General features: G+C 39.2%; 10 protein-coding genes and 1 riboswitch. Of the genes, 3 read left to right on the top strand and 7 right to left on the bottom strand.

Features of this window, described 5'->3' with window-relative positions; genetic code table 11:
* Positions 1-9: 9 nt before the first annotated feature.
* From H5120_RS01490 to H5120_RS01470, 5 genes are all read right to left on the bottom strand, one after another.
* Complete coding sequence (locus tag H5120_RS01490) at positions 10-927, bottom strand: ExeA family protein (RefSeq protein ID WP_165744853.1); 918 nt, start codon at positions 925-927, stop codon at positions 10-12.
* A 165-nt stretch (positions 928-1,092) separates the two neighbouring features.
* Entirely contained in the window at positions 1,093-1,611 is a 519-nt protein-coding gene (locus H5120_RS01485; protein WP_182673356.1) for a DUF1566 domain-containing protein, read from the bottom strand.
* A gap of 9 nt (positions 1,612-1,620) precedes the next feature.
* On the bottom strand, positions 1,621-3,270 hold the full coding sequence (locus H5120_RS01480; protein WP_182673355.1) for a DUF1566 domain-containing protein: 1,650 nt from the start codon (positions 3,268-3,270) through the stop codon (positions 1,621-1,623).
* Positions 3,271-3,339: 69 nt separating this feature from the next.
* Positions 3,340-3,672, bottom strand: coding sequence for a hypothetical protein (locus H5120_RS01475; protein WP_024596875.1), 333 nt, complete (start codon positions 3,670-3,672; stop codon positions 3,340-3,342).
* Positions 3,673-3,694: 22 nt separating this feature from the next.
* Positions 3,695-4,399 carry a DUF2982 domain-containing protein gene (locus tag H5120_RS01470; RefSeq protein ID WP_182673354.1) on the bottom strand — a complete coding sequence of 235 codons (705 nt, stop codon included), beginning with the start codon at positions 4,397-4,399 and terminating at the stop codon, positions 3,695-3,697.
* Between the two features lie 246 nt (positions 4,400-4,645).
* Here H5120_RS01470 and H5120_RS01465 point away from each other — a divergent pair, with 246 nt between their 5' ends.
* From H5120_RS01465 to msrA, 3 genes are all read left to right on the top strand, one after another.
* On the top strand, positions 4,646-5,698 hold the full coding sequence (locus H5120_RS01465; protein ID WP_182673353.1) for an efflux RND transporter periplasmic adaptor subunit: 1,053 nt from the start codon (positions 4,646-4,648) through the stop codon (positions 5,696-5,698).
* A 3-nt stretch (positions 5,699-5,701) separates the two neighbouring features.
* Positions 5,702-8,800 carry an efflux RND transporter permease subunit gene (locus tag H5120_RS01460; protein ID WP_024603401.1) on the top strand — a complete coding sequence of 1,033 codons (3,099 nt, stop codon included), beginning with the start codon at positions 5,702-5,704 and terminating at the stop codon, positions 8,798-8,800.
* A gap of 85 nt (positions 8,801-8,885) precedes the next feature.
* Positions 8,886-9,422, top strand: coding sequence for a peptide-methionine (S)-S-oxide reductase MsrA (gene msrA, locus H5120_RS01455; protein WP_002958750.1), 537 nt, complete (start codon positions 8,886-8,888; stop codon positions 9,420-9,422).
* A 90-nt stretch (positions 9,423-9,512) separates the two neighbouring features.
* On the opposite strand, the gene H5120_RS01450 is transcribed toward msrA, so the two are convergent.
* Both H5120_RS01450 and H5120_RS01445 read right to left on the bottom strand, forming a co-directional pair.
* Positions 9,513-11,339: a TonB-dependent receptor domain-containing protein gene (locus tag H5120_RS01450; RefSeq protein ID WP_182673352.1), complete on the bottom strand. Its 1,827-nt coding sequence runs from the start codon at positions 11,337-11,339 to the stop codon at positions 9,513-9,515.
* Between the two features lie 36 nt (positions 11,340-11,375).
* A riboswitch (cobalamin riboswitch) is annotated at positions 11,376-11,560 on the bottom strand.
* 54 nt (positions 11,561-11,614) lie between these two features.
* The gene (locus H5120_RS01445; protein ID WP_182673351.1) at positions 11,615-12,565 is read right to left on the bottom strand and encodes an ABC transporter substrate-binding protein; all 951 of its coding nucleotides are present in this window, start codon (positions 12,563-12,565) and stop codon (positions 11,615-11,617) included.
* Between the last annotated feature and the right edge of the window lie 13 nt (positions 12,566-12,578).

Raw genomic sequence — 12,578 nt, 5'->3', positions numbered from 1 at the left:
CTTACCTAACTATAAAATAAATGAAAGCCCAATGCCTACGGCAAATAAAGCAGCGAATGCAAGGCTATAGGGTACAAATGACGTTGCTTTGTTAGCTTCGTTAACCGGTGCTACAAAATCCATGGGTAATGACTCATGGGCTGATTTTTTTATTATATCGCTATCAACTATCAACTGCTGCTTTGCAAAAGTCCCAACTAAAGCACGCTCACAGACCAAGTTCATTAATCGTGGCACACCGCCAGTTAATTGATGAACAGCTTGCATGGCATCCATCGAAAAGATTCCTTTATCACACCCTGCAATATGTAACCGATGCTTTATGTAAGCGACTGTTTGGCCTTGCGTAAGTGGTAATAAATGGTAACGAGCCGTTATCCTCTGGGCAAGTTGCCTTAATTCGTTGCGCTTCAAAAGATCTTGCAGCTCAGGTTGACCAACCAATACTATTTGTAATAATTTTTTATGATCGGTTTCTATATTTGTCAGCAAACGTAATTGCTCAAGCACGTTAGGGGCAAGTAATTGTGCTTCGTCAATAATAAGTATAGTGTGCCCGCCCGATTTATTATTAGTCTCTAAATGCTTTTTTATAATATCGGTAAGACTTTTAAGCGTCGCATTATGAACATCGTAACTAATATTGAGCTCATCACAAATACTGGCTAATAACTCCAGCTCTGAAAGCGCTGGGTTATGGATCATCGCTACTTGAGTGTTTTCAGGAAGCTGCTCCAACATACTGCGGGTAATTGTAGTTTTACCTGTACCTACTTCACCTGTTAATAATACAAAACCACCGTCTTCACCTAATCCATAGGTAAGGTGTGCTAAGGCTTCTTTATGTCGTTCACTTAAAAATAAGTAATGAGGGTTGGGCGAAATCGAAAAAGGTTTTTCGTTCAGGCCAAAATAGCTTAAATACACCGTGATGTTCCTTCGTAATTAAATCACGGCCTATAATGGCAAAAAAATGCGCTGAGTGACAACGTTGTAAGCGCTTTATTATTGAAATAACGTAAATTTATGTAAAACAAAAAAGTGCAGCTGTTTTAAGGCTGCACTTTTGTCTGTCTAATCTTAGTATGCATTTTACTCTTCGTAGCGCACTAATCGTAAATACACATTACTGGTTTTAGCATGTAAGCTATTCAACCCACTATCAAATTGATAAACCCACGCTGAGCTCATTGTGCTTACACCCGATGTATTTGACCAATAGTTTTGAAGCTTAGTGCCCAAAAATACGTCTTCATTAATACTCGGCTCTGTGCAACTGTGCTCTAAAATACTCGCCAATTCTTTAATGTTAGGCACTTGCCAATCATCGTAATCTGCGGTTGTATCATTTTTAGCACCGCGTAGTGCCTCTTGCCAAGTAAGAGAAGGTGTTGAACCTTCACAAAGTTGTGTCTCTGTATTATAAGTTTGTCCATAACTACAGCGTTGCCACATAAGGCCTGTTTCACTATCAGACACTGTGCCATCTGTATTTATAGTAAATCTATCTGTCGGTGTTGTGGTATCTGCACCGTCGTAGCACGTTTGCGCCGCTGCAATATTAAAGCTCAAACTTATAGTTGCTAGTGCATAGAGTAATTTAAATTTCATTATTTTCTCCTAACGACTTCTAACTAAACGTACATAAGCAGTATTTTCTTTTGGATAAGCAAGGTCGTTACCATCACTCATATCAATGATATACGCTTGAGATAAACTGGTACCATCAGCTGCTGTTTGAGAGGTCCAGTAACGTAAATGGCTTAATGCACTTTCACTTGGCATATTAGGAAAAAATGCCTCATCAATTAATATACTTTGCCCTTGTTTACCGTAATCAATTAAGTCCAAAAGCTCTGTATAAGTAGGTAATCGCCAGTTTGTACCACCACAAAAATCTAAATCATTAACTTCGTTTATATAACTTTGTACTCCACAACTTGTATTGTCCGGACACGTTGAATTGGCTGTACTGGTATCGGTAAAAGTCGTATTCCCTACATCCCAAAAGTAATGATTTTGACCATCACGTAACGAAGTATTTGGTACCGTGCCAGATGCCACACTTTTCACCTCCCATACAAGCCCAGTAACATTATCGCGTATACAGGTAAAGTCACTACTATCATCACCAACTTCATCAGCAAACTGATTAAGTTTAGTGTAATCAAACGCTAAATTACCTTTGCCAACTTTATCTAAGCGGTTTGCATAGCTATCGCGCCCAAGCTCTGCATCTTGCGCTGGAAAGTCATCACTCTCACAATTAATACGTTGAGTATTGTTATAACACTCACCGACACCACTATCGTTGATGAATCCAAGTGCTTTGGGTGATACATCAACAAATAAGGAGTCTGTATCTGTGCGTCCTTTTGAGTCGGTTACCGTGACTTCAAAGCTCAATGTAGACTCAGTATCAACATCTGAGGCAAAAAATGTCGTTGTACATTGGTCGCTATTGCTTAATGTTTCGCTATTACCGGTAAGTTGTTGCCATTCACACTTATAGGTATCGGTAACTGTTTCGCTATTTGTAGCATCAAGCGTTACTTGCTCAAACTCTTCGACATTTTGATCAGCGCCTGCATTTGCATCTACTAACTCATTTGTTTTGTTGAGTGTCATTGAATATTGAGTGCTCGCCTCGCCACCTTCATCATCAGTGACAGTTAGCTGCCAAGATAAATTCACGTTACTTTCAAGTAATGGATGAGAAAAACTAAGAGTTGATTCATTAAAACTCTCAATATCTAAATCAGGACCCGATAGCAATTGCCACAAATAACTATCAATTTGGCCATTATCATCAGGATCGCTCGACTCTAGGGCACTCAAAGTCACTGTATCGTTGTATACAGAGGGAAGTGTTTCAGGAGATGTTTGTGTAACAACAGCAAGAGGTAGTTGGTTATTAGAGCTCACTGAAATAGAAATGTCGTCACTAACAGCGCTACTACCTGTACTTTGATAGCTCACTCTTAATATTATTTCACTATCAGTTTTTACGTCAGGTGCAGTAAGTGTTTGCTCAGCGCCTTCAAGGGGGAAACCTTCTATGCTTGGGCCACTAACTTGTTGCCATGAAAACGTACCATCAGCGGGGGAACCTTGTGCTGTGATGGTAAATTCAGATTTTTCGATAATTTGTAAATCGGCTCCAGCATTAACAGACGTTTCAACAACTGTATTATCGCTATCACCGCCACCGCCTCCACACGCACTCAGTAAACTACAAGAAATGAGGGGGATTAAAGCAAACGCTTTCATACGCAGCACCTTATTATGTCAAATAATTACTATAGTGTAATCACTAGCAATAAAGATGCCATTAAAGTACTACATATATGTGTCTTGATGAATACGTACAAACAACTTCGTACCGATTTTACTGTAATCTATTTTGTATTCACGCCCGTCTAGAGCTTGGATAAACAGCAACTGCTTTTCTTCGCCAAATACATCAGCGCTACTTACATAAACCATTTCTAAATAACGCTCTTTTGCATCACGGCGGTTTTTAGGTAATTCTTCTTTAAATGGCTCCAGACCATGTTGCGTTACTTTAATTCGAGGATGAATTTCAGAGTTTACAATCACTAAATCATGCTTTTTATCTTTATGTATTATGGTGTTTCGACCACTTTTTAAAAAGGCTCTCTCTTGACTCATTTTTCTTTCCTACAGTCGTAGCTTAATTACTAAGCTGCGACGCTATAAACTGACTAGGCTCGCGCTTCCACTTATTTAAGTTAGCACTAAATGCCCAAATATCTCTATCTAACACGCTGGCAGGCAATAATAAATCGTAACCTGTTAGCTGCTGAAGGTGCTTAGTTCTATTAGCAAACATGGCTATAAGCCCAGTATAGCTTATCCCTTTATGGGATGTGTAATGTGTATCTTCTATTAACCATTCTGATGGGCAATTGCCATTTTTGCAATGTTTTTGAACAACTTGCATAAATAAATTACGCTGCTCTATTAATAACTTCCCTGCAATTCTAGGCGCTATACTTGATAAAAAGTCGTCTATATCATTTACCCTAACGCCAACCGCATTTAATTCTAAATAGTCAAAGCCATCTTCTACTTTGGGTATTCCACTGTGATGAAAGTTACTATGAGGCATACACCAAGCTCCGTACTTGTGGCAATAAACGAGCTCAGATTCGCTCAATATAAGGCTATGGTATGGTTCTTGAGATTTTAAAAATCCAATAAAAATAGCCACAAGGCACAAGCTCACTAAAAATATTTCAAGTATGCTAATTTCACCCGGCCTCAGTAAATTAAATAACATAATAAAGACTAAGCCTATAGCACCTACAACAATCGCCTCAATTGCGTTTCGCGCGCCCTGTGCCCGAAACTTAATGACATTGTCAGATTTATCCATATCGGTAAAACACCATATAAAAAACAAACATAATAATGCCCCAAATTATGACCTTTCTTGTTGTTATACATAAGTTACAGCTAGTTTTAAATTTCATACATTACCGCTTTTTCCTCAACAAAATAGGAACAATGAATAAATCTTATTTACTTTTACGCTTAACGCACAAATTTATGAGATACATAACCGTCTTTTCACGGTCTTATTTCGTACAATACTTACAATTCATTTTCAGGTATGAAATCAATGTACTCAAGACAATCAGGTAAAGCACTTTTTCCATTTATTATTACGTTACTTCTAATATTTAGCGTTTATTTATATTTACCCGCTAGCCACGGCGAACAAGCCGATTCATCACAAATGTCTACCGAAGTAACGGCTCATACTGTTACCTCTGAGGAAAACGCAGTGATGATAGAGGCCATCGGTAGTGCACGTGCAAACCAAGCTATTTATATAAAAAGTGCGCAAAACGATTATGTCACAGATATATATTTTAAAGATGGCGACTTAGTCAGTAAAGGACAAAAATTAGTACAGTTACAAAGCCAACAAGAGCAACTCGCAGTTAAAGAACTCGGTATTAACTTACGTGAGGAAAAACGCCAGTTAGATCGCCTTACCGAACTTTCACGCTCGCAATCAACGGCAAAGTCATTACTTGAAGAACAATTATCTCGTGTTGATGCCACTGAAGCTCAACTAGAAAGCGCTAAAACAAAGTTAAATGAAATGACTATTACCGCGCCATTTTCAGGCCTGTTAGGTAAGCGTGAAATATCAGTTGGCGCCTACGTAAGCAACACAACAATAATCACCACACTTGATGATATTAGTATTATTAAAGTTGACTTTAAAGTACCTGAAAAATATTTAGCACAATTAAACATAGGTATGAAAGTACTTACCCAAAACGATGCCTACCCAGGGCAGACATTTAACGGCAAGGTAACGCATATTAGCTCGCGTATTGATTCGGTAACACGCAGTGTTGAAGTAACTGCAAGTTTTGCTAATAAATCAGGATTACTTCGCCCAGGTATGCTACTAAATACAGCACTTGAGCTAAGCAGTAACCAAGCTTTAATGGTGCCAGAAAAAGCGGTTATCCCTTTACAAGACAAACACTTTGTTTTTCAAATTCAAGACGGAGTAGCCAATAAGGTTGAAGTGCATGTTGCTGGCAGAAATAATGGCTGGGTTGCTATCGATGAAGGTTTAAATGATGGCGAGCAAATTGTTACTGAAGGGCTAATAAAAATTCGCTCTGGTAGTAAAGTAAGCGTAAAGGGGTAATACGTGAAAATTACTGATACTAGCGTTAAACGCCCCGTTTTTGCCATAGTAATTAATTTGCTGCTTCTTACTTTTGGTCTGGTTGCATTTACTATGCTACCACTTCGTGAGTACCCTGATATTGAAACGCCAATAGTAAATATCAGCACTGAATACACAGGTGCTTCTGCCGAAATTATAGAAACCAAAATAACGCAAATAATAGAAAATCGAATTTCCGGTATTGAAGGTATTAAAAGTATTAACTCTTCGAGCCGGAATGGGCGCTCAAATATTACCATTGAGTTTGATATTAACCGCGACATAGATGCTGCATCTAACGATGTACGCGAACGTGTAGCACGTGCACTTGATAGTTTACCCGATCAGGTACGCCCACCAGAAGTGTCAAAATCAAATAGTGATGAAAGCCCTATTGCATGGTTTGTATTAAACAGCGAAACAATGGACTCGTTGCAGCTCTCTGATTATGCGCAGCGTTTTATTGTTGACCGCTTAGCCGTTGTAGATGGTGTATCTAACGTGCGTATTGGTGGTGAGCGCCAATACGCCATGAAAATTTGGCTAAACCGCCAAGCAATGGCTGCACGCGGTATTACCTCAAGCGATATTGAAAATACACTGCGTACAGAAAACGTTGAATTACCTGCCGGCGAAATAGAATCAATAGATCGCGACTTTACCGTGCGTACTGCACGTAGTTATAAAGATCAGCGCGATTTTAAAAACCTTGTTATTAAACGTGGTGAAGAAGGTTATTTAGTGCGTTTAGGTGAAGTTGCCGACGTAAAATTAGAAGCTGCCGATGACGAAAGCTTATTTCGTGGTAACGGGCGCAACATGATTGGCCTAGGAATTGTAAAACAAGCTAAAGCAAACACGCTTACCGTAGTAGACAACGCACGCAGCGAACTTGAAAAAATCAAACGTAACCTACCTGAAGGCACAACAATTCAAGACAGCTACGATTCGTCTGTATTTATTAAAGAATCAATTAGTGAAGTTTACAGCACACTTGCCATCTCTATGGGTTTAGTCGTACTCGTTATATTTTTGTTTTTAGGCAATATACGAGCAACGCTTATTCCTGCGGTTACCGTACCGGTCGCACTTGTTGGTAGCTTTATGTTTTTATTAGCAATGGGTTACTCAATCAACTTACTCACTTTACTTGCCTTAGTACTGGCTATTGGTTTAGTAGTAGATGATGCCATTGTAATGCTTGAAAACATTCACCGTCGTATTGAACTAGGTGAGCCGCCATTACTAGCTGCATATAGAGGTGCGCGTGAAGTTGGTTTTGCCATTGTCGCAACCACGCTTGTACTAATATCGGTGTTTGTGCCACTTGTATTTATGGATGGCCGTATAGGGGCATTATTTACTGAGTTTGCAATGGCGGTGAGTGCTGCCGTATTTTTCTCAAGTGTTACAGCGCTGACTCTCGCACCAGCCTTGTGTTCTAAAGTACTTAAAGTATCAGACAAACCAAATAAATTTAGCCAATGGATGGACCGCCAGTTTACTAAAATTGAAGTAAGTTACCGTAATTCGCTCTCCACTAACATAACCCGTAAATGGGGCTTAATGGTGAGCTTATTATTAGCGGGCTTTGTTAGTTACTCGTTGTTTTTACAAGTTCCCTCTGAGCTAACGCCAAAAGAAGACCGTGGCACGTTCTTCATTATGATGAGCGGCCCTGAGGGCGCAAGTTACGAAAATAACGCCGCTAATATGGCTAAAATTGAAGAACGCTTAATGCCTTACTCGCAAGCAGGTGAGCTAAGTCGCGTACTTGTTCGAGTACCTGGCTGGGGTGGCAGCGGCGGTGTTGCTATTGTTGGTATGGCCGATTGGGATAAGCGCAAACGCTCAACATGGGAAGTAATGGACGAAATAAGCGGTAAAATGCAAGAAGTTACCGATGTTCGTGCATTTGCCATTATGCGCCGTGGTATTGGCGGTGGTGGTTCATCTCGCCCTATTGAGTTTGTATTGCAAGGTAATGATTATGCACAACTTGCCGATTGGCGTGACCGTATAATTAAGCGTGCTGAACAAAACCCAGGTTTAGTAAGAATCGATCATGATTATAAAGAAACCTTCCCGCAGTTTTTAGTCAGCATAGATAAAAACAAGGCCGCTGATTTAGGCGTTTCTGTATCTGATGTAGGCCGTACACTTGAAACAATGCTTGGCCAGCGCCGTGTTACAACCTTTATTGACCGTGGTGAAGAATACGATGTAATTTTAAAAGGGACTAAAGAAGACTTTACTAACCCTACTGACATTTCAAATATATATCTTAAATCACGAAGCGGTGAACTAGTCCCACTTGATAGCCTTATCAGCTTAAAAGAAGAAGCAACCGCATCGCGCTTAAACCGATACAACCGTATGCGCGCAATTACATTAAGCGCCAACTTAGCCGACGGTTATACGCTTGAGCAAGCGCTTAACTTTTTAAACGAAGTAGCCGCGCAAGAAAACGATATAGATGGCGCCGTAGATTACAAAGGCGAGTCGCAGCTTTATTACGAAGGCGCATCAGCGATGACCTACGTATTTATACTTGCACTCACTGTTACCTTTTTAGTACTGGCAGCGCAGTTTGAAAGCTTTATGCATCCGTTCGTCATTATGCTTACCGTACCACTTGGTTTAATGGGCGCTATGTTCGGACTTTGGGCTACAGGACTTACCTTAAATATTTACAGCCAAATAGGTATTGTCATGCTCATTGGGTTAAGTGCTAAAAACGGTATTTTGATTGTAGAATTTACTAACCAACTGCGCGATAAAGGCGTTGAATTTAGTGAAGCTATTTTGCAAGCAGCAACTCAGCGTTTGCGCCCTATTATTATGACCTCGCTGACTACGGTTATGAGTTCGGTACCTTTAGTACTTGCTTCAGGTCCGGGCGCTGAAAGCCGTATGGTGATAGGTGTAGTCGTGTTTACTGGGGTTATTGTATCGACCCTACTAACTCTTTTTGTTGTACCTGCTGCATATTATGCACTTGCACGTAACACTCAATCACCTGAGTTTTTACAGCAAAAATTAGACAAACAAGCTGCTGAAAAACCTTTCGAAGAGATCTAGCCTCTTAATTGCGCCGTAACCTTGTTGTTGCGGCGCATACAATTTATGCTCGCCTTTAAACCCCATATACATTTTAGGAATACTTATGAGCTCAACAACGCAAGTAGCAACATTTGGTGGCGGCTGTTTTTGGTGTATAGATGCTGCATTTAGACGTGTAAATGGCGTACTAACCGTAAGCTCTGGCTACACCGGCGGTGAAACAAATAACCCAACATATGATTCTGTATGCTCAGGCACAACCGGTCACGCTGAGGTTGTTAAAATTGAATTTGACGCGACTGTAGTTAGCTTTGAAACACTCTTAGCTATGTTTTTCACACTGCATGATGCAACACAATTGAATCGCCAAGGTAACGATATAGGCACACAATATAGAAGTGTGGTTTACTATCACGATGAAGCTCAACTTAAGCAAACCAACGAAGTGATAGCTCAACTGCAAAGCCATGTCGCTGAGCCAATTGTGACAGAAGTCAGCCCTGCCACTACGTATTATCCAGCAGAGCATTATCATCAAGATTACTATAACGAAAACCCACAGCAGGGTTACTGTAGTATTTTAATAGCACCTAAATTACATAAGTTTGAAACCGTATTTAAAGAGTTCTTAGCTGACTAGCTAATTTGAGCAGTTAAATTAATTAGTTAAACTTAGCTACACATTAAAAAGCCCGACATAAGTCGGGCTTTTTAATATTAATAAATACCGTTAAAACTGGTAGCTTGCGCCTGCAAAAAAGCGACGCTCTGGTGTGTTGTAGTAATACACTTCACCCGTTGTAAAATCAACGTTTGAATCAACAGCGTTATACTCTTTATCAAATAAGTTTTCTACACGAAGCGAAACTTCAATATGTTCATTTACTTGATAATTACCCGCTAAGTTCCAAAGCGTGTATGATCCTAAACGCGTCACAGCACCTTGTCGGTCGCTACGGTATTGCATGTCTAAGCTTGCGTCAAAAGCACCAAACTGTTTTGCAAGTTCCCAGTTAAAAGTACGTTTAGCAACATTACGTAACTCTGCGCCCGTTTCTTCGTCTTCAGCGCTTAAGTAAGCAAAGTTAAGGTTGCTATCAAAACCAAAAAACTGCTGAGATAAGCTAAATTCAACCCCTTCGTAACGTGCTTCATCGATATTAGCCAATGCAAAGTTTGCATCGTAATCAATCTTATCTTCTATATTGTTTCTAAATATTGCAATATCAACTTGCGCGATATCAAAATCCACACTCAAACCTAACTCACGGTTTACTGATTTTTCAGGTTGTAAATCAGGGTTACCATAAAGTGGATAATATAAATCGTTAAATGTAGGAGCTTTAAAGCCAGTACTTTGGCTTATACGAAATGTTGCATCTTCAGATAAATGATAACCTGCAGCGGCGGTATACGTTGTTTCATCGCCAAATTGCTCGTCATCATCTTGGCGAACAGTTAAATTAGCCAGTACTTTATCTGCATCGTAGTAAGCACCTACAAACACAGCAAGTACATCGCGGCTGTCTTCAACAAATAGTTGCGAACTATGCGACACATCATCGTTGTACCAATTAACACCACCACTAATGTTAAGTTCATTAGATAACAGGTACTGGCCGTTATAATCAATTTGTGTGCGTTTAGTTATAAATGTACTTGTTGTTGGCCCAACTGAAAAATCGACATATGTATTGTCTGAATCATCTGTTGAAAGCGCTAAATCAATACTATGCGTTTGGTTAGTGTAGTTTTTACTCCAACCTGCAGAAAGTTGATAGTTTTTAAAATCATCTCGTTCAATCGTACTGCCTGCAGGGCTAAAGCGACTGTCGTAATCTGCATAGCCTTCACTGTATTGGCCTAATAACTTAAAGTCGCCGTAATGTGCATCGGTGTAGTTAACTTTAAAACCAAGGTTTTTATTTTCATAGCCATCTTCATCAGGTGCTACGCCTTGCAGTACATCAAAGTTATCTGTTTTTTCAAAGCCTGCGTTAAATGCTGTTGTTATATCATCTGATTTTACAGAGCCTGCAACTTGATAATTTTGATAAGAGTCAGAACCAAATGTAGCGCTTAGGGATAAGTTATCTGACTCACGCGTAATAATATTAATAACACCAGCGAGTGCATCAGAGCCATAAACAGCCGCGCGAGAGCCTTTAATAATTTCTATGCGTTCAATACTATTTAGAGGAACATTATTTAATGCTTTTTGACCTAGTGTTGCTGAGCCTGTACGTACACCGTCAATTAAAATCAACGTATCGCCAGAGCCCGTACCACGAAGTGACACACCTGTATTTTGACCAAAACCACCATTTGGATTAACCTGAAAACCCACTCGCGTGCTTAAAAGTGTAGGTAAATCGCGTACATTACTAGCTTCTATTTCAGCACGTTCAATAACATTTACACTCGCTAAAACGTCGTTAATTGATTGCTCAAACTTATTAGCTGTAACGGTTATTTTTTCAATTGATTGCTCTGCACCAGACACAGAAAATGAAAGCGCAGCAGAAATTGCAACGCCTAGAGTTGTTTTGTTTAACATGATGTCCCCTACCTTTGCCCACCGCAAAGATTTAAGTAAGTAAGATTGCATCAAGGCCGGTCTCCGGACTCAGTAAGCACATAAAAACATGCAATACTCTACCGTTGCGGGGGCAGTGTTGGGCTTGTAGTCATCATGAAAACGCACCAACTTCCCGATTATCCTGCTAAAAAAATCATTACATGAAGTGGCTAGCAAGCACCTTGAAAATATGCCGTCATTGTGAGTATTTTGTTTACAAATGTCAATGGACGTCTATATAGCTAAAAGCTATTTCAGTTCAGTGCTGTATTATTATAGCTTGAAGGAATACCGTACTTATCAAGTAGCTTCTGAAGTTGCATTTGTGTAGTAGGTAAATTTAATATTTCATCCATTTTGTGAATTGATATTTTATTTGATTGTGAGTTAATCAAAAAATGTGTTTCATACACTGCATCTGGTACGTCACTCTTAAATAGTAAATCCATATTTAAGATATTCTGCTTTTTAAAATACTGATAAGCAATACTGTTTAAAACCCCGACTTCAGCGCGCCTTAATAGCAGCATTTTAACTACATTGAATTCATCAATTGTTAGGCTTACCTGGTGCTCTTCTCTCAAGTATTCGGCATTTGTATTAAATCCTGCAAATTGATACGAGTACCCTAAAACCCCAACTTTGGTTAATTTGTCCAGATTGTCAAAATAAGTTTGTTCTGATGCATTCTCTTTGAGTGTATAAAGCTCGTTTTTGGTGATGGTATAAAATTCAGTTTTTTCAATGTTTTTCTGCGTTGTTTTTGGCAGCCATTGCATTGCCATTAAAAATAAAACGTCGAAGTTATTTTTTTCAACAGACAAAGTAAGCCTTTTTACAGGTAAAGAAATAAGTATAAAATTAAATTCCTCCTGTGCGTCGTTTAAAATATTAATAAACTCAGGAGCAAAGCCCTGCTTTTTTTGCGCGTTAATAATAATCGGAAAGTAGCCATCTTCGACCAATACATCAATATCAACTGCCTTTGATAAGCTTGGCTTGGTAAATATAAGCAAAACAAATAACAGAAATAATTGATGGGGTCTCATTTTAATACCTTCTAGAGTGAAATTTTTATTATATTCAATTAAATATAATAGCTTAAATATCAAAAAGAGGATTAACACATGCAGAACTACGAGAGGATAAAGTGGGAAAGTTGTAAAAAGATTAAGTAGCTTTAATCTGTCTGCAAATATAGACAAATTAAAGCACTTT

It is taken from the genome of Pseudoalteromonas sp. SR43-2 (genome assembly GCF_014163885.1).
In the GTDB taxonomy this organism is placed as follows: Bacteria; Pseudomonadota; Gammaproteobacteria; order Enterobacterales; family Alteromonadaceae; genus Pseudoalteromonas; species Pseudoalteromonas distincta.
Note: the sequence above shows the minus strand (reverse complement) of the source record. Positions and strands in the feature narration are given on the sequence as shown.